Origin of the sequence: Dermacoccus sp. 147Ba (genome assembly GCF_004151355.1) — a bacterium.
In the GTDB taxonomy this organism is placed as follows: domain Bacteria; phylum Actinomycetota; class Actinomycetes; order Actinomycetales; family Dermatophilaceae; genus Dermacoccus; species Dermacoccus abyssi.
Genome location: NZ_SEHL01000004.1, coordinates 256,119 through 278,890 on the forward strand (window position 1 = coordinate 256,119; position 22,772 = coordinate 278,890).

Sequence of the window (22,772 nt, forward strand, 5' to 3'; positions counted from 1 at the left end):
TAAAGCCCTTCACCGCCCGCAAGCGGTGAAGGGCTTCCTCGTGCGGCTCGGCGAAGTGCCGGTCAGCTCTTCGTGAGGCGGCGAACCTGACGCTCGCGGGCCTGGTCGGCGAACCGGTCGTCGATCTCACCCGGTTCGAACGGCTGGGCGAGCGCCTTCTCGACGGCGCGGGCGATGAGCCAGTCGGCGAGGTGCGGGTTGGCCGGCAGGATCGGGCCGTGCAGGTAGGAGCCGACGACGTTGTTCGTACGGGCTCCCTCGTGGCCGTCCTCGCCGTTGTTGCCGAAGCCGGAGCGTACGGAGCCGAACGCCTCCTGCCCCTCCCCCAGCACCGTCGAACCGGAGTGGTTCTCGTAGCCGACGACGTCACCGAACTCGGTGGAGAGCACGACGGGACCGATCATGCGCTTCTCGTTGCCGCGCGTCGTGACGTCGAGGATGCCGAGGCCCGGCAGCGTCTTGCCGTCAACCGTGATGAAGGCCTTGCCGAAGAGCTGGTACATACCGCAGATCATGAGCATCGGCACGCCGTCCTCGGCGAGCTCCTTGAGCTTGGGGCCGATCTTCTCGAGGTCGGCCTCGACACGCACCTGCCCGGAGTCCTGGCCGCCGCCGCCGACGACGAGGTGCGCGTCGTCGGGGAACTCGTCGCCCGGGTTGTGGCTGATGACGTTCGGCTCGTACCCGTGCCAACGCAGGCGCGCCTCGAGGCAGCGCGTGTTGCCGAGGTCGCCGTAGATCGACATCTCACGCGGGTACAGGTGGACGACGGTGACGCGTCCCTTGCTCGGCCCGGTCGGGTCGCCGAGCGTCGTCGGGACGACGTCCATGGCGGCGAGGTCGTCGTTGACGACGGGCTCGACGTTCTCGGGAGTGGGCTGGCTCATTCGGGGGCGTCCTCTCCGATGTCGGGCAGGTCGTAGCGCTCGGCGAGCGTGCGGCGTAGCGCCATCATCGCCGTGTAGGTGCAGAAGATGCGCTTCGGCTCGTTCGGGTGCTCGGCGAGGAACGTGTCGAGCGCGGACGTGAGTTCGGGCTCGACGTGACGCACCTCGACGCCGTCGTAGGCGAGGCGCAACGCCATGTCGTAGGCGCGCACGCCGGAGGTGAGTTCGACGCCGCGCTCACGCAGGGAGGCGAAGTTGACGTCGTAGAGCCACGACACGTCACGCCCGTCGGCGTAGTTGTCGTTGATGGCCACCATGCTCGCCACCGGGCGTCCGCCGTACGTCGAGAGGGCCACGGTGAATCCGGCCGGGTTCTTCACGAGCACGAGCTCGAGTTCCTGACCGTCGACGTCAATGACCTCGCCGCGACCGAACGGCGGCTGCACCGCTTCGAGGGCGCTGACGGCGGTGGCCGGCAGGAAGTCGTCGCCGAGCAGCCGACGCGCCATCGACGTGGCCGCCGTGGCGTTGATCATGGCCGCGAGACCGTGCTGACGCATCTGCATCGGCCCGACGTTGGCGCTGCCGTCGGCGCGGTCGGCGAACGTGACGAGGAACTTGCGATCGTCGATCGGCAGAAGGAGTCCGTCACCGGAGCTCACGAGCGGCTGGACGAAGTCGTCGTCGCTGCGCACGTCCTGTTCCATGAGCTCACCGAGGCGCTCCGCGATCGTCTCGTCGACGCCGAAGTAGGAGACCTCGACGTGCGGCTTCAGCGCGCTCTCGATGCGCGCGACGAACGAGTCGTCACGGTTGAGCACGACGCCCTCGGTGGTCTGCTCGGCGAGCTGACGTAGGAGCTTCGCGGTGTAGTCGATCTCGGCGAAACGGTCGAGCTGGTCTCGTGCCACGTTGAGCAGCAGCGCGTGCGTCGGCTTGACCACCTTGGCGAAGTGCAGGGCGTGCGCCTCGTCGAGTTCGAGCACGGCGATGTCGGCGTCGATGGTGCCGCGCAGCGACACCTCACCGAGCACCGAGGAGATGACGCCGCGCGTGAAGTTCGAGCCCGTGGGGTTGGTGAAGACCTTGAGACCGTGCGCGCGAAGGAGCGCGACGAGCATCTTCGTCGTCGTGGTCTTGCCGTTCGTGCCGGTGACGACGACGACACCCTTCGGGAGGTACGCGAGAGCCGTGGCGAGGAACTTCGGGTCGACCTTCTCGACGACGAGACCAGGCAGGGCGCTACCGCCACCGCGCAGTCTCGTTGCGACGCGAGCCGACTTCCCGGCGAGCACAGCTGCTGTAGTTCGAAGCACCCGCCCAGCCTAGTGGAGGCGACTGACAGGGCTTTCGTCGACGCGCGCGGCGAACCACACGAGCAGCCCCGCCGCAAGGGCGAGGCCCCATCGCACGGCCAAACCGCCGACAAGGGCAGCGACGTTCTCGCCGACGAGCGCCGAACCCCACCCCTGGTAGAGCACGACGCAGCCGGCTGCGCCGCACAGCACGGCCACGAGAGCATCGGTCGACGGGCTGTAGCCGAAGCCACCCCGAAACGTGTGCGCCCGGTTGCCCTCGGCCTCGCTGACGGCCGGGGCGATCGCGCCCGTCCTGGCGAAAGGACGAGCAACCGCCGTCACGGCCGTGACGAGGGCGAGGGACGCGAGCACGTCGCCCGGGCGGTGCCACTGCGCGACGACGATGCCGAGCGACCCGGCCGTCGCAACGACACCGGCTGCGCACAGGACCGCGAGGCGATGCCGGGCGGGTGCGATCCAGATCCAGGCCACACAGGCGCCGAGCACGAGGGCCGCATGCCCGCTGGGGAGCGTCGCGGACTCCTGTCCGAGCACGGGCACGAGGAGACGCCCCAGCACCTGCGCCCCCACGCCGCTGACAACGAGGACGAACGCCCCTGCGAGTGCTCGGCGCCGCAGCGAGTGGCGCGTCAGTGCGACCGCGAGCGCCACGAGCGTCAGCGCAACGAACGGCAGATAGGCACGCGTCACGAGGCCGGAGGCGGGCCAGATCAGACCGCCGTCAGGGCGATCGGCTTCACCGAGCCAGTGCGTGGTGGCCGCAGCCAGGCGCTTGCCGGACGCCGTGGCGCGCAGCGCGACGAGGGCCACGAGAACGAGCAGGCTCCCCACCAGGACGAGTGGCTCGATTCGCTTCACCGGGTCCCTCATCCGAGGTTGTCGTCCGCCGCAGCGCTCACCCATGCGACGACGAACGCCGCGAGCAACCCGGTGACTCCGAGGGCGACGATCGCCTCGGCCAGCTTGAGGTCGGCGTCGAGCGGCCGCACTCCGAGCCCGACGAAGATGAGCCCCGCCGTCATGCTCCCGACGACGCCTGCGGCAGGGCGCAGCGCGTACTTCGCGTCGCGGGTGTGGCGCCGCAACTGGAGTTTGAGCACGAGACCGATCGCTCCGGCCGACCACAGGAGGCATACGAGGAAGGCCGCCCACACGTCGGCCGGGCGGTGCCAGTGCCCGACGATCGTTCCGGCGCCGACGAACGTGGCTCCGAAGGCGGCGAAGGGCACGAGCCACCGTCTGGCCCCGGACGGCGCGACGAGGATCGCCGCGAGGCTGAGGCTCATCGCAACGGTCGAGTGTCCGCTCGGTAGGGAGTTGTCCCACAGGTGCGGGCTCGTGGGCCAGTACGCCTTGAACAGTTGCGTCGTGACGTTCGCTCCCCCGACCACGAGGATCGCGGCCAGCGCGAGACCCGCTCGTTGCCGCGCGAGCGCGATGACGACGAAGGCGGCGAGCAGCGTCGCGACCGAGCCGATCGTGATGTAGGTGAGCGGATCGACGATGTGAACCCACGCCCGCGCGCTCGCACCTGTGCTCATCCGCCCACGCTCGTCCCACACCTGGGCGCGCGCGGTACGGGTGAAGACCCACAGGACGAGGACGAACGACGCCAGTGAGGCGAACGTCATCGTCCGCACGGAGCAGACGAAGCGGCGGACGGGTTCGGTGAGGTCGCTGGGTTCACCGACCGGGGTCGCCCCGTGGCACGCCGACGGCGCGACCACGTGGGCCGCGCCGTCGGCGTCGGGAGCGGGCTGCTGCTCGCTCATCGGTGGGCGCTCACTCCCACTCGATGGTGCCCGGGGGCTTGCTCGTCACGTCGAGCACGACGCGGTTGACGTCGGAGACCTCGTTCGTGATGCGGTTCGAGATGGTGGCGAGCACGTCGTAGGGCAGGCGCGTCCAGTCGGCCGTCATGGCGTCCTCGCTGGAGACGGGGCGCAGCACGATGGGGTGGCCGTAGGTGCGGCCGTCGCCCTGCACGCCGACCGAGCGCACGTCGGCCAGAAGGACGACGGGGCACTGCCAGATGTCGCGGTCGAGGCCCGCGGCCGTGAGCTCTTCGCGGGCGATCTTGTCGGCCGCGCGCAGGATCTCGAGGCGCTCGGCCGTCACCTCGCCGATGATGCGGATGCCGAGGCCGGGGCCGGGGAACGGCTGGCGCCAGACGATGGAATCGGGCACGCCGAGTTCGAGGCCGACCTGGCGCACCTCGTCCTTGAAGAGGGCGCGCAGCGGTTCGACGAGCTTGAACTGCAGGTCGTCGGGCAGACCGCCGACGTTGTGGTGGCTCTTGATGTTGGCCGCGCCGGTGCCGCCGCCGGATTCGACGACGTCGGGGTAGAGCGTGCCCTGAACGAGGAACTCGACGGGGTGTTCGCTGTCCGATTCGGCACCGACGATGTCGCGCGCCGCCTGCTCGAAGACGCGGATGAACTCGTGGCCGATGATCTTGCGCTTCGTCTCGGGATCGGACTGGCCGGCCAGCGCCTCGAGGAAGCGCTCGGAGGCGTCGACGACGACGAGGTCGACACCGGTAGCGGCGACGAAGTCCTCCTTGACCTGCTCGGCCTCACCGGCGCGCAGCAGGCCGTGGTCAACGAAGACACACGTGAGCCGGTCGCCGATGGCCTTCTGCACCATGGCCGCGGCGACGGACGAGTCGACACCACCGGAGAGACCACAGATGGCGCGGCCCTCACCGATCTGCTCGCGCACCTGGGCGACGAGTTCCTCGGCCATGTTGGCGGGCGTCCACTCGGCCTTGAGGCCGGCGCCGTTGAGCAGGAAGTTGCGCAGCACTTCCTGGCCGTGCGTGGAGTGGAGCACCTCCGGGTGCCACTGCACGCCGAAGAGCTTGCGCTCGGCGTCCTCGAACGCGGCGACGGGGGCGCCGGGCGTGCGAGCGCACACCGTCATGCCCGTGGGGGCCTCGCTCACGCCGTCACCGTGCGACATCCACACGGCCTGCTCGGCGGGCTGACCGTCGAAGAGGATCGAGTCGGTGTGGGTGATCGTGGCCATCGTGTGACCGTACTCGCGGCCTCCGGTGTGGGCGACGGTTCCGCCGAGGGCGTGCGCCATGGCCTGGAAGCCATAGCAGATACCGAAGACTGGCACGCCCGCTTCGAGCAGCGCCACGTCGAGCGACGGAGCACCGTCGGCGTAGACGGACGAGGGCCCGCCCGACAGCACGATGGCGGCGGGGTTCTTGGCCAGCATCTCCTCTGCGCTCATCGTGTGCGGCACGACCTCGGAATAGAGGGCGCACTCGCGCACGCGGCGCGCGATGAGTTGGGCGTACTGGGCGCCGAAATCGACGACGAGTACGGGGTGATCCTGCAGGTTGTCGCTCACGCGTTCATCCTATCCGTCGCCACCGACAGGCCTTCCGGCCGTCGGCCCGTCAGCGGCCCGCGAGGTCGGCCTCGACCTCGCGGCTCATCTTGCGCTCGACCCAGAACGACAGGAACGGCACGCACCCGGCGAGGATGACGAGGACCATCTTGCCGAGACCCCAGCGCATCTTGAACCCGAGGTTCGCCGTCGTCGCGACGTAGACGAGGAAGAGCAGGCCGTGCGGCTGCGGCCACCACGCGAGCGCGTCGTTGTGGAACCGGTAGTGCAGCACCATCTCGAGCACGAGCACGAGCAGGCCGATGCCGACGATGAACGCGGCGATCTTGAAGAACTTCAGGGCCGAGCGGGCCTGGTTCACGTCGATCGTGGGCTTGCCCGCAGCAGCGGGCTTCTGGTCGGTCATCGGTCGTCCTTTCGCTCGCCCGTAGGGGGCGTCGTCACGTCGGAAGGGGAATCGTCTTCGCTGGGAGTTGTGTGATCCTGCTCGTTGTTCTCGTCAACACGGCTCTCGTCGGCGGCGATCTCGAGGTGGTGCTCGTCGCGCACGAGCTTGACCCACATGAAGACCGCGAAGACGGCGAACACCCACCACTGGATGGCATAGGCCGCGTTGCGCCACTCGATGTGGGTCGTGCGCGGCACGGGCGGCGGAATGTGCTCTGGGGTGGTTTCCCCCGGCTTCACCCGCGTCGCAGGCTGTTGGTCCGTGGAGAAGATGAAGGCGTTGTAGACGCGGCCGTCCCACTTGTTGAGCAGCAGACCCATGTCGATCGTGCCGATCTGGCCGGGCGGAAGAGCGTCCATCGTCGACACCGACTCACCGGGCGCCAGCGCGCCCTCGACGGTCACGGTGCCCGAGGGCGGTTTCGGGATGTTCGTCGTCTTGTCGACGAAGCCGCGCACGATGGGCAGCCGTGCTCCGGTGCTGTCGACGACGAGTGGGGTCATGACCCACCAGCCGTGCTTGCCCTCGAGCACGCGGCCCGCGACGAGCTCGGTCTTGCTCGTGTCGTAGCGGCCAGTGACGGTGATGGGCTGCAACGACGTCGAGTTGTCGAACGGCGTCTGCGGCTTGATCACCGCGTCGAGCGGCTCGCGCGTGCGCTGCGAAGCCTCTTCGAGCACCTTCTGGTTGGCCTCGTTGTTGGCCGTCCCCCACTGCCACTTGCCGAGCCAGATGAACGCGGCAACGAGCACGAGCATGAGCGAGAACAGCCGCACGAAACGGGGTTTCATCGCGGTCTGGAGCACCCCACCAGGGTACGCGCCGACGCGCGGTGCCTACGTCGCGGGTGTCCGTGCCACCGTCGGCATGCCGAGGACTACGGGCTGGCCGGGCACCCGGTTCGGCTCGCGTTCGAGCCGGACGTACGCCTCGCCCTGAGCCGGACGCTCGTCGCGCTCGCCCTTGGCCGGCCACAGCGAAAAGGCACGCTCGGCCTGAGCCGTGATGGTGAGCGACGGGTTGACGCCGAGGTTCGCGGAGACGGCCGTACCGTCGACGATCGACATCGTGGGGTAGCCGTGCACGCGCTGGTAGGCGTCGATGACGCCGGTCTCCGGGCCGTCGCTGATCGGGGCGCCGCCGAGGAAGTGCGCCGTCATGGGCACGTCGAACAGTTCGTTCCACGTGCCACCCGCGATGGCCTCCTTGCCGCTGACCCGCTCGAGACGGTCCGCCATGCCGCGGATGGCCTTGTGGCCGCCCGGAATCCACGTCGGGTTCGGCTCACCGTGGCCCTGACGGGAGGTGAGCTTCCACCCGCGGCGCGTCTTCTTCGGGGAGACGATGAGCGAGTTGTCGACCGTCTGCATGACGAGCGCGATGATGGTGCGCTCGCTCCAGCCCTTGGGGACGACGGCCTTGGTGAGCATGACCGGGCGGCGCGCGAACTGCTTGACGAACTCGACGACGCGGTTGCCCACGTCACCGGGAATGAGCAGCGTGGAGAACAGGCCCATGGCGTTCGAGCCGCGCCCGTAGCGCACGTTCTCGACGTGGGTGGTTTCGTCGACGTGGAAGCTCGACGTGATGGCCACGCCGTGTGTGAGGTCGACGCCCTCGGGCAGCTGCGTGGCGGCGGCACCGCCGAGCTCCTCGGAGTTGGTGCGGGTGAGGTGACCAAGCGTGCGCGACAGGCGCGGAAGCTTGCCGTCGGCCTGCAGCGAGTGCAGGAGGCTCTGCGTGCCCCACGTGCCGGCTGCCATGACGACGTGCTGCGCCGTCACCGTGCGACGGTTCTTGCGCACCCAGGCGCCGGTGGCCTCCGTCGTGATGCGCCAGCCCTCATCACCGTTCGGGCCGAGCGGCTCGAGGTCGACGACTGTACGCATCGGCTCGATGCGCGCACCGGAGCGTTCGGCGAGGGGCAGGTAGTTCTTCGCGAGGGTGTTCTTCGCACCGACGCGGCAGCCGACCATGCAGTTGCCGCACTCGGTGCACCCGGTGCGCTCCGGGCCCTCTCCCCCGAAGTACGGGTCGGCGACACGCTTTCCGGACTCCCCGAAGAACACGCCGACGGGCGTCTTGCGGAACGTCTCGCTCACGCCGAGTTCTGCGGCGACATCGCGCATGAGCTGCTCGACCGGCCCCTCGCACGGGTTGGACTCGACGACGCCGAGCATCTTCTTCGCCGTCTCGTAGTGCGGCATGAGTTCTGCGGACCAGTCGGTGATGTGGGACCACTGCTTGTCGGCGAAGAACGGCTGCGGCGGCACGTAGAGCGTGTTGGCGTAGTTGAGGCTCCCGCCGCCCACACCGGCCCCGGCGAGGATGACGGCGTCAGGGATCTTGTGGATGCGCTGCACGCCGTAGCACTTGAGCGCGGGCGCCCACAGGTAGTTGCGCACGTCCCAGCTCGAGGTGGCGAAGTCCTCGTCCTCACGGCGCGGGCCGGCCTCGTAGACGAGGACGTCGTAGTTCTTCTCGGCCAACCGCAGGGCGGCGACGGAGCCGCCGAACCCCGAGCCGATGACGACGACGTCGTGATCGAAGCCGCTCATGCGACACCTCCTCGCTTCATGAGGCGCATACAGACCGTCATCACCTTGGCGAACTGCTTCTGCGATATGCCCTTCGGCACGCCGAAGCCCTGGACGTGCTGCACCGTGACGTTCTGGATGTCGGTGTACTTGCGGATGCCCTCGGCCCCGTGACGGCGGCCGACGCCGGAGGACTTCATGCCGCCCATCGGCGCACCGTTGCTCGCGTACGCAGACGCGTAACCCTCGTTGACGTTGACGGTGCCGGACTGGATACGGGCGGCGATGGCGCGGCCACGCTTGACGTCCTTGGTCCAGACGGACGCGTTGAGGCCGTACTCGCTGTCGTTGGCGAAGGCGACGGCCTCGTCGTCGTTCGCGACCCGGTAGACCGACACGAGCGGGCCGAAGGTCTCGTCGCGTCGGCAGCTCATGCCTTCGGCAACGCCGTCGAGCACGGTGGGTTCGTAGACGAAGGGCCCGACGTCGGGGCGCGCCTTGCCGCCCGCGAGCACCGTGGCGCCCTTGGAGACAGCATCCGCGACGTGCTCCTCGACGCGCTCCAACTGCTGCGCGGCTATGAGGCTGCCCATGTCGGCTCCCCAGCCCACCTCGGTGCTGAGCTTCATCGCCTTGACACGGGCGAGGAACAGGCGGAGGAACTCGTCGGCGATGGCCTCGTGGAGCACGAGGCGCTCGATCGAGATGCACAGCTGGCCCGCGCTGGAGAACACCGCGCGCTGGGCGCCCTCGGCGGCGCGCTTGAGGTCGGCGTCCTCGGCGACGTACATCGCGTTCTTCCCGCCGAGCTCGAGCGACGCCCCGATGAGGCGCTCACCGGCGTCGCGTGCGACCTGACGCCCGACGTTCGTCGAGCCCGTGTACATGACGTAGTCCGCACGCTCGAGGACCGCGCCGCCGACGGTGGGGCCGTCGCCCAGAACGATCTGGAGGAGCCCCTCGGGCAGACCGGCCTCGTCGATGAGCTCGACGATCTTGAGGCAGGTGAGAGACGCCTTCTCGTCAGGACGAAGGACGACGGCGTTGCCGGCAGCGAGGGCGGGCAGGGCGTCGGTGATCGTCATCGACAGCGGGTAGTTCCACGGCGCGACGACGCCGACGACGCCCTTGGGGCGGTAGCCCGTGCGGGCCTGCGTCAGCACCGGCATGGCGCCCGCACCCTTGCGCTCGGCGAGATAGCTCGGTGCCTTCTTCGCGTAGTGGCGGCACACACCGGCGGTGTCGAGAATCTCCTCGAACGCCTGGATGCGGGCCTTGCCCGAGTCGAGCTGGATGAGGTCGAGCATCTCGCTCTGGTGCTCGAGCACGAGGTCGTGCAGGCGTTCCAGGAACTCCACGCGCTCCTTGACGGGCGTCGCGGCCCACGCGGGCTGAGCCGCACGCGCCGCCTCGTAGGCGCGCTCGACGTCGGCGACGCTCGACTCGGGCAGCGACGCGACAACCTCACCGGTGAGAGGCGTCGTGCGCTCACGCTGGGGCGCGTCGGCGGCAGCAGTGACGCGGTGGCTCATGCGCTTCGCCACGTCCTGCGCAACGCGGACGGCGGGCGAAGATGCGGTCTGAGAAGTCATGGATCCACCCTAGGACGGGCCACCGACAACGTCCTTACTTTGAAGTAAGTCAGTGGCCGTCGTCCCAGGATGCGAGGCACCGCGGGCATGACGGAGGGGCTCGACCTGCCGGTCGAGCCCCTCCGTCGTGAGTGTGCCTCAGGAACGCTGGTACGGCGCGACGACGACCTCGACGCGCTGGAACTCCTTGAGGTCGGAGTAGCCGGTGGTGGCCATGGCGCGCTTGAGGGCACCGACGATGTTGGTGGTGCCGTCGGCGCCGCGGCCGGGGCCGTTGAGGATCTCCTCGAGGCTCGCCACTGTGCCCACCTCGACGCGCTCACCGCGCGGCAGCTGGCTGTGGTGCGCCTCCGGGCCCCAGTGGAATCCGCGACCGGGCGCCTCGGTGGCGCGAGCCAGCGCGGCACCGAGCATCACGGCGTCCGCACCGCAGGCGACGGCCTTGACGATGTCACCGGAGGTGCCGACGCCGCCGTCGGCGATGACGTGGACGTAGCGGCCACCGGACTCGTCGAGGTAGTCGCGACGGGCTGCGGCGACGTCGGAGAGGGCCGTGGCCATGGGCGCGTGGATGCCGAGCGTGCGACGCGTGGTGTGGGCCGCGCCGCCGCCGAAACCGACGAGCACGCCGGCCGCACCGGTGCGCATGAGGTGCAGCGCTGCGGTGTACGTGCCCGCACCACCGACGATGACGGGAACGTCGAGTTCGTAGATGAAGCGCTTGAGGTTGAGCGGCTCGGCGTCGCCGGAGACGTGCTCGGCGGAGACCGTGGTGCCGCGGATGACGAAGACGTCGACGCCGGCCTCGACGACGGTGCGCCAGTGCTCCTGGGTGCGCTGCGGCGTGAGGGCGCCGGCGACGGTGACGCCGGCGTCACGGATCTCCTTGAGGCGGTCGCGGATGAGCTCGGGCTTGATCGGCTCGTCGTAGATCTCGCGCATGCGGGCGACGGCTTCGGCCGGGTCGACCGTGGCGATGGAGGCGAGTTGCGTCTCCGGGTCCTCGTAGCGCGTCCACAGGCCCTCGAGGTCGAGCACGGGCAGACCGCCGAGGCGGCCGAACTCGATGGCGGTGGCGGGCGACATCACGGAGTCCATCGGCGCTGCCATGACGGGCAGGTCGAAGTGGTAGGCGTCGATCTGCCACGACGTCGACACCTCGCGGGGGTCACGCGTGCGGCGCGACGGCACGACGGCGATGTCGTCGAGTGAATACGCGCGACGGCCGCGCTTGCCCTTGCCGATCTCGATCTCAGTCACCCACCCAGCCTACCTGCGGGTGCCCGCTTCCCCACAAGCGCGGAATGTCGCGCAAGTGGGGACCAACCGCGCACGTCTCTTCCCATTCGTGCGAGATCTCGCGCATGTGGGTATGCCCGCCTCAACACACGAGCGCCTCACCTTCGTCGTGAAGGTGAGGCGCTCGAAAGTGGGCCGAGGCGTCGTCAGCGGATCGAGTAGTTCGGCGCTTCGACGATGCCCTGGACGTCGTGGGGGTGCGACTCCTTGAGGCCGGCCGCGGTGATGCGGACGAACTGGCCGCGCTCCTGCAGCTCGGGGATCGTGGAGCCACCGACGTAGAACATCGACTGGTGGAGGCCACCGACGAGCTGACGCACCGCGTTGCTCACCGGACCCTTGTACGACACGCGACCCTCGATGCCCTCGGGCACGAGCTGGTCGTCGCTGATGACGTCGGCCTGGAAGTAGCGGTCCTTGGAGTACGACTTCTTGCCGCGCGAGCTCATCGCACCGAGCGAACCCATGCCGCGGTAGGCCTTGAACTGCTTGCCGTTGATGAGCACAACCTCGCCCGGCGACTCCTCCGTCCCGGCGAGCAGCGAGCCGACCATGACGCAGGACGCACCGGCGACGAGGGCCTTGGCGATGTCACCGGAGTACTGCAGGCCGCCGTCACCGATGACCGGCACACCGGCGGGGCCGCAGGCCTGGGCGGCCTCGTGGATCGCGGTGACCTGCGGAACACCGACACCCGCGACGATGCGCGTCGTGCAGATCGAGCCCGGCCCGACGCCCACTTTGACGGCGTCGACACCGGCGTCGACGAGCGCCTGGGCGCCCGCGCGGGTGGCAACGTTGCCGCCGATGATCTGGACGTTCTTCGTGGCCGGGTCGGACTTGAGCTTGCGGATCATGTCGAGCAGGAGGCGCGCGTGGCCGTGCGCCGTGTCGACGATGAGCACGTCGACGCCGGCGTCGATGAGCGTCGTCGCGCGCTCCCACGCCTCACCGAAGTACCCGACGGCGGCACCGACCATGAGGCGACCGTCGGCGTCCTTCGAGGCGTTCGGGAACTGCTCGGACTTCACGAAGTCCTTGACCGTGATGAGCGCGGCGAGGCGACCGTCGCGATCGACGAGCGGCAGACGCTCACGCTTGTGCTGACGCAGCAGCGCCGTGGCGTCCTCGTTCGAGATGTCGACGGGCGCGGTGATGAGCTGCGTCGTCATGACGTCGCGCACCTTCGTGCCGGCCCACTCGGCGACGGGCGTGAAGCGCAGGTCGCGGTTGGTGATGATGCCGATGAGCTTGTTGTCGCCCTCGACGACCGGCAGACCGGAGACGCGGTACTCGCCGCAGATGGCGTCGAGCTCTTCGAGCGTGGCGTCGGGGCCGATCGTCACGGGGTTGGTGATACGGCCCGTCTGAGTGCGCTTGACGAGGTCGACCTGGTAGGCCTGATCCTCGATCGACAGGTTGCGGTGCAGCACGCCCATGCCGCCCTCGCGGGCCATGGCGATGGCCATGCGTGCTTCGGTGACGGTGTCCATCGCTGCAGACACGAGAGGGATGTTGAGCTTGATCTCGCGCGTCAGCTGCGCGGTGGTGTCGACCTCCGAGGGGATGACATCGGTCTCCCCGGGAAGGAGAAGGACGTCGTCGTAGGTGAGACCGAGCGTCGCGAATTTCGGGGGAATCTCAGTGCCGTTGTCAGAGCCGAAAGCCATTCACCGATTCTAGGTCACGCGCACGCGTGCCCAGCGCCGCGCGCTCAGCGTTGTGCGCATTCTCACCTAGCGCGTCGGCGTGGCGGTTTCGTTCGGCACCGGCTCCGCCGTAGCGCTCGGCTCGAGAGGCGTTGGGGACGCCTCGATCGACGGCCTCGGCATGAGGTACCTGAACCGGTTGCGCGTCTTCTTCTCCGCCTTCGTCAGCGCACCGCTGCCGGAGGAGGCCTTGTGTGAGCCGCGCGTCGACCTCGGGGAAACGCTCGAGGTGGGGCGAGGGGTCGGCTTCGTCGTGGAGGACGAGCCCGAGGAACTCGAGGAGCCCGATATGCCTGTCGAACCCGAGGGACCGGTGCTCGGCGACGTCGTCGACGAACCTGGGGTGGACGGCGTGCTCGGCTTCGTGGTCGTCGGCGGCTGCGTGGACGACGGCGAGGGCGGCGTCGTCGGACGCTGCGGACGCGTCGCGCTCGGCGCCTGCGTCGGTCGGGCGCCCGTGTTGGGCCGGTACGTCGGTGTCGAGGGGCGCTGACGATCGATTCGGGGCGCGGCGACGACCGAGCGGTCGAGACCGGTACGGCGCTCCTCGACCCGAGGCCAGGAGTCGCTCGGCGCCGTTTCCTTCGCTGCGGTGGACGTGCGGGGCCGCTCAGCGCCCTCGGCGTGGCCTTCCGTGCGATGAGGCAGCGCCTCAACACGCTTCTTCGCGGGCTTCTGCGGCACTGCGGGTGCATCGGTCGCCGTGGCGCGCGGCACCTCATCGGCCAGCACGGAGGGATTGTGGGCCTTCGTCGAACTGAGCGTCAAGGAGTCGAGGGACGGCAGGCGTCCCCAACCGACAGCGGCGGCGACACCGGACAGGGACAGCACGAGACCCGCTGCAGCGGCCGTGGCGCCGGTTCGCACGCGGGCAGCCGGGGCCAGGCCCCACCATCCGCGGCCGAGAGCAGCAGCCACTCGGCCGTCGCCCGAGGCGCTGTACGTGCCGCCGCGCCGGCGCGGCGCGGCCGTGACAGATCCGGGCTCGACGGACTCGGCCTCATTGGGCACCGAGTAGGCGGCGCGAGCCGCCCGCGTGACGCGTCGGGGCTCGACCGTGAACGTGGCCTCGGCCTCGTCGTCGATGTCCTGCGCCCAGGCGGCGAGCATGTGAGCGACATCGTCCGACTCGTAGGTGCCGGCGTCGATGTTCGTGTCGGCGTTGGACTCGTCCGCGTCGAAAAGGCGTGCGCCGAGGACGTCGAGGAGTCCGTCGTCGCGGGCGATCTCGAAGAGGTTCGTGTCGCGGGATGCGTCGTTCACGTGGCTCACCTCAACTCCTGGCCGGAGGCGTCGTGCAGCTTGCGCAGCTTCGCGAGCGCGCGGTGCTGGGCGACGCGCACGGCGCCGGCCGTCATGCCGAGGCTGCGGGCGGTCTCCTCGGCGGAGAGGCCGACGGCGACGCGGAGCGTCAGGATTTCGCGGTGCTGTTCGGACAGGCCGCCCATGAGCATCGAGAGGCGCTTGGCGGTGTCGCCGCTGACGGCCATCTCCTCGGGGCCGGTCGACAGGTCGACGCCCTCGGGGATCTCGTCGGTGGGCACAGCCGCGCGGAAGGCGCCTCGCTGCACGTCGGCCACCTTGCGCGAGCAGATGGAGTAGACGAAGGCCTCGAAGGGGACGCCGCGCTCGACGTAGCGCGGAAGCGCCTGCAGGACAGCCACGCACACCTCCTGAGCGGCGTCGGCGGCGAGTTCACGCGAGGCGCTGAAAGCGCCGAGACGGGCTGACGCGTAGCGCAACGCCATCCGGTGAACGTCGTCGAGGAGTTGGTGTCGTGCTGCCGGATCGTTGTCCTGAGCGGCAGCCACGAGGTCGCGCATCGGCGCTTCCTCGGATGACATCGGGGTGGACGGTAGGTTCGTTACACGCGCTCGGGCATGGGACACCTGGGGCCAGGAGGCCCCTCCCATGTATCCACCTTCGAGCGCCATGGCCTACTCCCGTCACGGATGTGCGCGGTTCACGGTCAGCGGTTGCGGCCCCCACGGTAACCACACCACGGGGTGCACGGCGAGTTCGGTGCGAGAATGTGGCCATGAGCTCACCCGTAGACGTTCCGATTCGCGACGAAGCCATCAAGCTCGGTCAGCTGCTCAAGTTGGCCAACCTCGTGGAGGACGGCGCCGAGGCGCGCATCGTCATCATTGAGGGCCTCGTGACGGTCGACGGCGAGGTCGACACGCGCCGTAGCGCCCAGATTCCGGTCGGCGCCGTGGTGTGCCTGGAGGACGAGTGCGTGCGCGTCACCCGGCGCTGACAGCCGAACACAGGCGCCTCCGCATCGCCATGTAACCAGGGCCACTCGCAAAGCCGCGACCCTCTCCCCAAACGAAACCGGGCCACGCGCAAAGCCGCAACCCCTCGCTCAACGCACCCACGTTGGAAGCAGACCGCGCAGAAAGACGCCCCTCCCGCGAGCTTGCTCGTGGGAGGGGCGTCTTTCAAGCCCCGAAGCGCTGTCGCACCTAGCGCGCGGGGTTCCGGGCGAGCCTGCGAGCCCGGAACCCCGCGCGCCGCAAGACGGCGCGATGGAGATCAGTGCGTGTGGCCGTGACCTGCCGCGGGTGCCTCTTCGTCTTCCTTCTTCTCGACGACGAGGGTGTCGGTCGTGAGAACCATGGAGGCGATGGAGGCGGCGTTGGTCAGTGCGGAGCGCGTGACCTTGACCGGGTCGATGATGCCGGCTTCGACGAGGTCGATGTAGTCGCCGGTGGCGGCGTCGAGGCCCTGGCCGACGGGCAGTTCGCGCACCTTGGAGACGGCGACGTAGCCCTCGAGGCCGGCGTTCTCGGCGATCCAGCGCAGCGGCTCGGCGATGGCCTTGCCGACGAGCGTGGCGCCGGTGGCCTCGTCACCTTCGAGCTGGAGGGAGTCGAGCGCGGAGGCGGCGTGGATGACGGCGGAGCCACCACCGGCGACGATGCCTTCCTCGATGGCCGCGCGCGTGGCCGCGATGGCGTCCTCGATGCGGTGCTTCTTCTCCTTCATCTCGACCTCGGTGTGTGCACCGACGCCGATGACACAGACGCCGCCGGCGAGCTTCGCAAGACGCTCCTGGAGCTTCTCGCGGTCCCAGTCGGAGTCCGTGCGCTCGATCTCGGCCTTGAGCTCCTTGACGCGGCCCTCGACTGCGTCGCCCTGGCCGGCGCCGTCGATGATCGTCGTGGAATCCTTCGTCACCTGGATGCGGCGAGCCTGGCCGAGGACGTCGAGGTCGGCGGCCTCGAGCTTGAGGCCGACCTCCTCGGCGATGACCTGGCCGCCGGTGAGGATGGCGATGTCCTGCAGCATGGCCTTGCGGCGGTCACCGAAGCCGGGGGCCTTGACGGCGACGACGTTGAACGTGCCGCGGATCTTGTTCACGACGAGCGTTGAAAGGGCTTCGCCCTCGATGTCCTCGGCGATGATGAGCAGCGGCTTGCCGGACTGGACGACCTTCTCGAGGACGGGCAGGAGGTCCTGCACGTTCGAGATCTTGCCCTGGTTGATGAGGATGTAGGCGTCCTCGAGGACGGCCTCCATGCGCTCGGGGTCGGTGACGAAGTACGGCGAGAGGTAGCCCTTGTCGAACTGCATGCCCTCGGTGTACTCGAGCTTCGTCTCGGCGGTGGAGGACTCCTCGACCGTGATGACGCCGTCCTTGCCGACCTTGTCGAACGCCTCACCGATGAGGCCACCGATGGTGGCGTCCTGGGCGGAGAGCGAAGCGACCTTGGCGTAATCGTCCTTGCCGTCGACCGGGCGCGCGTTGGCGAGCAGCTGGTCGTTGATGGCGGTGACGGCCTTGTCGATACCGCGCTTCAGGCCGGCCGGGGCCGCGCCAGCGGCAACGTTGCGCAGGCCTTCCTTGACGAGGGCCTGGGCGAGAACCGTGGCGGTCGTCGTGCCGTCACCGGCGACGTCGTTCGTCTTGGTGGCGACCTCCTTGGCGAGCTGTGCGCCGAGGTTCTCGTACGGGTCTTCGAGCTCGACCTCACGGGCGATGGTGACACCGTCGTTCGTGATGGTGGGGGCGCCCCAGGACTTGTCGATGACGACGTTGCGGCCCTTCGGGCCGAGGGTCACCTTGACGGCGTTGGCGAGCGCGTCGACACCGCGCTCGAGCGACTTACGCGCGTCGTCGTTGAATTCGAGGGTCTTGGCCATGATTCAACCTCTCTGGTTGATGCCGCGCGAGGCGGCGTGGAACGGGAGCCTGCTGCGTGAGTTCACGCGCGACTGGAGGGAACGCAATGCCCCGGCGGGCCGACGTGGGCCACGGCCGGGGCATGCGCGCACGGAGTGGGATCGTCAGGCGACGACGGCGAGCACGTCGCGGGCGGAGAGGATGAGGAACTCCTCACCACCGAACTTGACCTCGGTGCCGCCGTACTTCGAGTAGATGACCTTGTCGCCCACAGCGACGTCGACCGGAACGCGGTTGCCGTTGTCGTCCACGCGACCCGGGCCCACGGCGATGACCTCGCCCTCCTGGGGCTTCTCCTTGGCGGTGTCCGGGATGACGAGGCCGGACGCGGTGGTCTGCTCGGCCTCGACGGACTTGACGACGATGCGGTCTTCCAGCGGCTTGATGTTCACCGACACGGTGGCACCTTCCTTGTTGCGACGGTCCGCTCGAGCGGACGTGACGGATGCTTGTCCACCCCTGCCCACGCCACGTGGCGTGGCATGACAGCGCGCAGTGCCGCCTCGCCGTCGCGGGGGTCGAGGTGACGTGCTCGCTGGCACTTACCCAGGGGTGAGTGCTAACTCCGAATTTATTGCTCGCTTAGCACTCGGTCAAGCCGAGTGCCAGGTGGAGGGTCGGCGTTCGCTCAGGGCGCACAGGCGGGGCGGCTCTTGGTTGGAAGTTCGCCTGAAAGAATGAGCCCATGGATGCCGCCGCCGCGCACGCTCTCATGTCCGACGAGGGTCGTGAACTGCTCGCATCGCTGCCGCCCTACGACGAGAAGAACGCCGTCGCGCTCACCTCCCGATTGCGGGATCGGGGCTACTCCCCCGAACTCGTCGCCGCCGCGCTGACGCAGAGCCGATTGCGAGCGAAGGCCGTCACGAAGTTCGGCGCGAATGCCGAGCTGATGTTCTTCACCCCGGACGCCCTCGAGCAGGCCACTCGCTCGGCCGTGGCGGCTCTGCACGCCGAGCGTCTGCGGTCGTCCGGCGCCTCACGCGTGGTCGACGGCGGGTGTGGCATCGGCGCGGACGCCGTCGGTTTTGCTCGTGCCGGCCTCGACGTCATTGCCGTGGAAGCCGACCCGACGACGGCCGAACTCGCTCGCCACAACCTGGCGCCCTACCCCGCCTCACGCGTGGAGACGGGGTTGCTCGAAGACCTCGCACCCGAACTCCGCCGGGAAGCCCCGGACGCCGCGTGGTGGTTCGACCCTGCCCGGCGCATCCCGGGCGTTGCCGACATCCACGGCCGAACCAAGCGAACCTTCTCCCTGGCCGCGCTCTCGCCCGACTGGGAACTCGTCCAGCAACTCGCCGCTGATGCCCCGGCTGCCGGCGCCAAACTCTCCCCCGGCCTCGCGCACGGCGACATCCCGCCCGACTGCGAGGCGGAGTTCGTCTCGTACGCCGGCGACCTCGTCGAAGCGACGCTTTGGTGGGGCCAGGCCGTTCGCGACGAAGGCACGACGGCGACGATCGTGCGGCCGACCGACAAGCGCGCCGACGGTTCCGCCAACGCAGACAGCAGCGGCGACAGCGTCGAGCTTCGCCACGTCACGAGGCCCGACGCTGCCGACGCCTCGGGGGCCCTCGCGCGTCGCGCCGACCTCGGCGCCTTCTTCTACGAGGCCGACAAAGCGTTAACGCGTAGCGGTCTCGTCGGCGCGTTGCTCAACGCCGTCGACGGGCGCGAGTTCACGGCCGGGTACGGGTACGTCACCGCCGACGCGCTCACCGACATCGGTCTTCTCGGGCGCGCATACCGGGTGCTCGACGCCGTTCCGCTGCACGTCAAAACACTCCGCTCCTACCTGCGCACGCACGACGTCGGACGCCTCACGATCAAGAAGCGCGACGTCGACCTCGACGCCGACGCCCTGCGTCGCCAACTGAAGCTCAAGGGCTCCCGGGCCATGACAGTCGTGCTCGTCAACCTCGACGGCGAGCGTGCTGCCCTCGTCGTGGAGCCTGCCTGACCTGACCTGCCACAGGTCGCACCTGGACGACCGCCGCTGCCCCCGAACTGAACCCGCCCCCCTGACTCAAGGGGCTGGAGCTTCAAACAGCGCGCGAAGTCACGAACAGGCCGAGTCGCCCACCTTGTTGTCACCGACGGCAACCGGCAGCGTGCCGCCCGCCTTGGCCTTGCCCGCAAGGATGTCCGCGAGCGCCGCGAACGTCGACGGCGTGTTGCCGTACGTCGCGAGACCGACGGCTCCGGCCGGTCGCGAGGCGAGGACGTACGGGGTGTCGAGCGCGACCTGAACGCCGGCCTTCGTCGAGGAACCGGCACCCGAACCACCAGCGGAATCGGCTTCCGAGCCGCCGTCGGCCGACGCCTTACCTGCGTTGTACGACCCACCGGCGATGAGCGAGACGCGTGTGCCGGACGAGCCGACCGTGATGCCGCGGGCCGTGAGGGCCTTCGTCAGTTCCGCGCGGTCGGAGGTCGATCCGCCGTCGAGGCGGACGCTCTTGCCGACGAGCGGCTTGTCGCATGAGCCACCGAGCTGGGTGATCGACTCTCGCGCGAACTGCTCGGCGTCCTTGCCGTGCGCGCCGACGACGTTCGTCGCCGGAGCCTTGACCTGCTGGTGCCGCGTCGTCGCGACGATACGGGCAGCCGATTCCACGAGCCGTTCGCGCGTCAGCTCACCCGAGGCCACGGCCTTCTCGATGGCTGCGACCGACGCGGTGGCGTTGGCCGGCATGAGCACGACGTCGGCGCCCGCCTTGAGCGCGGAAACGGCTGCGGCACCGCCCTTGTCGAACTTCTTCACGATGGCGCCCATGTTCATGCCGTCGGTGACGACGAGGCCCTTGAAGCTGAGCTTGTCGCGCAGTTCGCCCGTGAGCACCTTGTTGGACAGGGTCGAGGGCACGTTCGGGTCGATGTCCTTGAGCACGATGTGCGCCGTCATGACGGCGGGCGCCCCCGCCTTCACGGCGTTGGCAAACGGCACCCAGTCGCGCTTGGTGAGCGCCGAGACCGGCTGCGACTGCACCGCGTAGTCGACGTGGGTGTCCGTCGTCACCGAGCCGTGGCCCGGGAAGTGCTTGATGACCGGCACGAGACCGGCCTCCTGGAAGCCCTTGACCTGCCCGTTCACCGCGCGCGAGACGCGCTGCGGGTCGCTGCCCGGCGAGCGGACGGCGATCGTCGGATCCTGCGGGCCGACCGTGACGTCCGCGTCGGGGGCGAACACCATCGTCACGCCGAGGGCTCGTAACTCCTGGCCCTGGCCCTTGGCGATCTTCGCGACGAGTTCGGCGTCATCCGCGGCGCCGTACGCCATACCGCCGGGCAGCTGCGTGACGGGCGCCTTGATGCGCGCGACGGGGCCGCCCTCCTGGTCGATGCCGATGACGGCGGGCCACGAGCGTCCCGTGTCCTTCATCGCCTGCTGCGCGGCGGAGGTGATGGCAGGCAGGCCCGCCGTGACATCCTGCGGCACGTTGTCGCCCATGATGATGACGCCGCCGAGGCCGTCCTTGCGGATCGCTTCCGCCGCGGCGTCGCGCTGAGAACCCGGGTAGTACCCGACGATGACCTGCCCCGCGAGCTGCTTCGTCGTGAGCTTCTCGACGTCCCTCTTCGCCTGGGCGAGTTCGGCCTGCGTCGGCAGTCCGGCGTCGGCGCTCGTCCGATTTTGGCCCTGGGAGGAGCTGCCGGACCCGCTCTTCGAGGAGCTCGAAGCGCCGGTCGAGGGCTTGTCTCCGTCGGGCGAGCCACCGCTGCAGCCGGCGAGGGCGAGCGCGCCCGTGGCGGCGAGCGCCGTCAAGCGCACCCGAAGCGTGGTCGTGGCAGACATCGTGGTCGTCATCCCATCACCTGTCCGATCGGCATCGAGGAGTCAGCGGGCACATCGAGCGCGGACGGCTCGATGCCCTTCGCGACGAGGTGTGCCCCGAGCGTGGCCACCATGGCGCCGTTGTCGGTGCACAGGCTGAGTTTCGGCACGCGGATGGCGATGCCGGCCTTGCCGCAGCGTTCTTCGAGCAGCGCACGCAGACGGGAGTTGGCCGAGACGCCGCCGCCGACCATGAGGTTGTTGCACTCGTAGTCGCGGCAGGCCATGACCGCCTTCTTCGTGATGATGTCGACGACGGCTTCCTGGAAGGACGCGGCGACGTCGGCGACAGGTACCGGCTCCCCGGCGGCTTCGCGGGTGGCGACCCAGCGCGTCACGGACGTCTTGAGGCCGGAGAAGCTGAAGTCGTAACGGTGCTTCTGGAGGTCCTTCTTCGTCGAGAGCCCGCGTGGGAACGCGATGGCCTTCGGGTCTCCGCCCTGGGCTGCCCTGTCGATGTTCGGGCCGCCCGGGTAGGGCAGGCCGAGCACGCGGGCGACCTTGTCGAACGCTTCGCCGCACGCGTCGTCGATCGTGTTGCCGAGGCTGCGCACGTCGGTGGCGATGTCCGGCACGTAGAGCAGGTTCGTGTGCCCGCCGGAGACGAGCAGACCCATGGTCGGCTCGGGCAGCGGGCCGTGGTCGAGGATGTCCACGGCCACGTGCGCGGCGAGGTGGTTGACGCCGTACAGCGGCTTGTCGAGGGCCACGGAGAGGGCCTTCGCGGCGGCGACACCGACCATGAGCGCGCCGGCGAGGCCGGGCCCGACGGTGACGGCGATGGCGTCGACGTCGGTGAGCTTCACTCCGGCGGTGTCGCACGCGCGACGCAGTGAGGGCAGCATCGCCTCAAGGTGGGCGCGGCTCGCGATCTCGGGCACGACGCCGCCGAAGCGGACGTGCAGATCCATGCTGCTCGCCACCTCGTTGGCGAGCAGGGTGGTGCCGCGCACGATGCCGATGCCCGTCTCGTCGCACGAGCTCTCGATGCCGAGAACCAGCGGCTCCCGAGTCGTGGTGATGCTCATGAGGTCTCCAGGAGTTTGCGCATGATGACGGCGTCGACGTCACCGGGTTGGTAGTAGCGGCGGCGCAAAGTGAGGCGCTCGAAGCCGGATCGTTCGTAGAGGCCGAGGGCGGGCTCGTTATCGGCGCGCACCTCGAGCAGGAGAGCCTCGGCGCCGGTCGCCGCCGCGGCGTCGACAAGGTGGGTGAGCAAGCGTTTTCCGACGCCTGTGCCGCGGGCCGCATGGGTGACGGCGATCGTCATGACGTCGGCCGCGCTGCCGCCCGCGTCGAGGCCGGCGTAGCCCAGCACGGTCTCGTTCGCGTCCTCGTTACCTGCGACGGCGACGACGTACTGGCGACGCGGGCGCTCGGCGAACTCGGCCCACCACGTCGGTTCGCTCCACGCGTCGTGATCGAATAGTTCGGCGTCGAGACGCGCGAGGGTCTCGATGTCCCGCCAGGTCGCGTCGCGCAGGCGGACGCTCGCCGGGGCGTCGGTGGTCGTGGCGTTCACTTGCCGAGGACCCGGGCGTTGGGCGCGGCCGCGGCGGGTACGGCGTCCGGGCGACGTAGGTAGAGCGGCTCG

The 22,772-nt window shown here is 69.3% G+C and carries 20 protein-coding genes; 2 read left to right on the plus strand and 18 right to left on the minus strand.

Annotation, left to right across the window (positions count from 1 at the left end; genetic code table 11):
- Positions 1 to 62: 62 nt before the first annotated feature.
- From EVU97_RS07465 to shbA, 13 genes are all read right to left on the minus strand, one after another.
- Positions 63 to 887 carry a type 1 glutamine amidotransferase gene (locus tag EVU97_RS07465; protein WP_370448529.1) on the minus strand — a complete coding sequence of 275 codons (825 nt, stop codon included), beginning with the start codon at positions 885 to 887 and terminating at the stop codon, positions 63 to 65.
- Positions 884 to 2,203, minus strand: a complete 1,320-nt coding sequence (locus tag EVU97_RS07470) for a Mur ligase family protein (protein ID WP_129664754.1) — start codon at positions 2,201 to 2,203, stop codon at positions 884 to 886. Before EVU97_RS07470 ends, EVU97_RS07465 begins: the two co-directional genes overlap by 4 nt.
- Before the next feature lie 9 nt (positions 2,204 to 2,212).
- Positions 2,213 to 3,064, minus strand: coding sequence for a hypothetical protein (locus EVU97_RS07475; protein ID WP_129664756.1), 852 nt, complete (start codon positions 3,062 to 3,064; stop codon positions 2,213 to 2,215).
- A gap of 8 nt (positions 3,065 to 3,072) precedes the next feature.
- A complete protein-coding gene (locus EVU97_RS07480) occupies positions 3,073 to 3,978 on the minus strand; it encodes a phosphatase PAP2 family protein (protein WP_129664758.1) in 906 nt (301 codons plus the stop codon).
- Between the two features lie 10 nt (positions 3,979 to 3,988).
- Complete coding sequence (guaA, locus tag EVU97_RS07485) at positions 3,989 to 5,566, minus strand: glutamine-hydrolyzing GMP synthase (RefSeq protein ID WP_129664760.1); 1,578 nt, start codon at positions 5,564 to 5,566, stop codon at positions 3,989 to 3,991.
- A gap of 49 nt (positions 5,567 to 5,615) precedes the next feature.
- Complete coding sequence (locus EVU97_RS07490; RefSeq protein WP_129664762.1) at positions 5,616 to 5,972, minus strand: DUF3817 domain-containing protein; 357 nt, start codon at positions 5,970 to 5,972, stop codon at positions 5,616 to 5,618.
- Positions 5,969 to 6,820: an SURF1 family protein gene (locus tag EVU97_RS07495; RefSeq protein WP_129664764.1), complete on the minus strand. Its 852-nt coding sequence runs from the start codon at positions 6,818 to 6,820 to the stop codon at positions 5,969 to 5,971. Before EVU97_RS07495 ends, EVU97_RS07490 begins: the two co-directional genes overlap by 4 nt.
- Before the next feature lie 30 nt (positions 6,821 to 6,850).
- The gene (locus EVU97_RS07500; RefSeq protein ID WP_047311792.1) at positions 6,851 to 8,572 is read right to left on the minus strand and encodes a GMC family oxidoreductase; all 1,722 of its coding nucleotides are present in this window, start codon (positions 8,570 to 8,572) and stop codon (positions 6,851 to 6,853) included.
- On the minus strand, positions 8,569 to 10,143 hold the full coding sequence (locus EVU97_RS07505; protein ID WP_129664766.1) for a succinic semialdehyde dehydrogenase: 1,575 nt from the start codon (positions 10,141 to 10,143) through the stop codon (positions 8,569 to 8,571). Before EVU97_RS07505 ends, EVU97_RS07500 begins: the two co-directional genes overlap by 4 nt.
- A 138-nt stretch (positions 10,144 to 10,281) precedes the next feature.
- A complete protein-coding gene (locus EVU97_RS07510; RefSeq protein ID WP_047311790.1) occupies positions 10,282 to 11,403 on the minus strand; it encodes a GuaB3 family IMP dehydrogenase-related protein in 1,122 nt (373 codons plus the stop codon).
- A gap of 185 nt (positions 11,404 to 11,588) precedes the next feature.
- Positions 11,589 to 13,112 (minus strand): IMP dehydrogenase, encoded by a 1,524-nt coding sequence (guaB, locus tag EVU97_RS07515; RefSeq protein WP_129664768.1) that lies wholly within the window; start codon positions 13,110 to 13,112, stop codon positions 11,589 to 11,591.
- Positions 13,113 to 13,178: 66 nt separating this feature from the next.
- Positions 13,179 to 14,414 (minus strand): hypothetical protein, encoded by a 1,236-nt coding sequence (locus EVU97_RS07520; protein ID WP_129664770.1) that lies wholly within the window; start codon positions 14,412 to 14,414, stop codon positions 13,179 to 13,181.
- A gap of 5 nt (positions 14,415 to 14,419) precedes the next feature.
- On the minus strand, positions 14,420 to 14,995 hold the full coding sequence (shbA, locus tag EVU97_RS07525; protein WP_225910837.1) for an RNA polymerase sigma factor ShbA: 576 nt from the start codon (positions 14,993 to 14,995) through the stop codon (positions 14,420 to 14,422).
- Positions 14,996 to 15,189: 194 nt separating this feature from the next.
- Between shbA and EVU97_RS07530 the strand changes: the two genes are divergently transcribed.
- Entirely contained in the window at positions 15,190 to 15,411 is a 222-nt protein-coding gene (locus EVU97_RS07530) for an RNA-binding S4 domain-containing protein (protein WP_047311787.1), read from the plus strand.
- Positions 15,412 to 15,689: 278 nt separating this feature from the next.
- Here EVU97_RS07530 and groL read toward each other — a convergent pair whose 3' ends face one another.
- Together groL and groES are read right to left on the minus strand one after the other, a co-directional pair.
- Complete coding sequence (gene groL / locus EVU97_RS07535; protein WP_129664772.1) at positions 15,690 to 17,300, minus strand: chaperonin GroEL; 1,611 nt, start codon at positions 17,298 to 17,300, stop codon at positions 15,690 to 15,692.
- Between the two features lie 144 nt (positions 17,301 to 17,444).
- Positions 17,445 to 17,738, minus strand: coding sequence for a co-chaperone GroES (groES, locus tag EVU97_RS07540; protein WP_047311785.1), 294 nt, complete (start codon positions 17,736 to 17,738; stop codon positions 17,445 to 17,447).
- Positions 17,739 to 18,025: 287 nt separating this feature from the next.
- On the opposite strand from groES, the gene EVU97_RS07545 reads away from it, so the two are divergent.
- Positions 18,026 to 19,303 (plus strand): class I SAM-dependent methyltransferase, encoded by a 1,278-nt coding sequence (locus tag EVU97_RS07545; protein WP_129664774.1) that lies wholly within the window; start codon positions 18,026 to 18,028, stop codon positions 19,301 to 19,303.
- 99 nt (positions 19,304 to 19,402) lie between these two features.
- On the opposite strand, the gene EVU97_RS07550 is transcribed toward EVU97_RS07545, so the two are convergent.
- Genes EVU97_RS07550 through rimI form a run of 3 tightly spaced genes read right to left on the minus strand, consistent with a single transcriptional unit; the run spans position 19,403 to position 22,700 of the window.
- Positions 19,403 to 21,151, minus strand: a complete 1,749-nt coding sequence (locus tag EVU97_RS07550) for a glycoside hydrolase family 3 protein (RefSeq protein ID WP_129664777.1) — start codon at positions 21,149 to 21,151, stop codon at positions 19,403 to 19,405.
- Positions 21,148 to 22,206 (minus strand): tRNA (adenosine(37)-N6)-threonylcarbamoyltransferase complex transferase subunit TsaD, encoded by a 1,059-nt coding sequence (tsaD, locus tag EVU97_RS07555; protein WP_047311783.1) that lies wholly within the window; start codon positions 22,204 to 22,206, stop codon positions 21,148 to 21,150. Before tsaD ends, EVU97_RS07550 begins: the two co-directional genes overlap by 4 nt.
- A complete protein-coding gene (gene rimI, locus EVU97_RS07560) occupies positions 22,203 to 22,700 on the minus strand; it encodes a ribosomal protein S18-alanine N-acetyltransferase (protein ID WP_129664779.1) in 498 nt (165 codons plus the stop codon). The genes tsaD and rimI overlap by 4 nt, the downstream gene beginning before the upstream one ends.
- Positions 22,701 to 22,772: the final 72 nt, after the last annotated feature.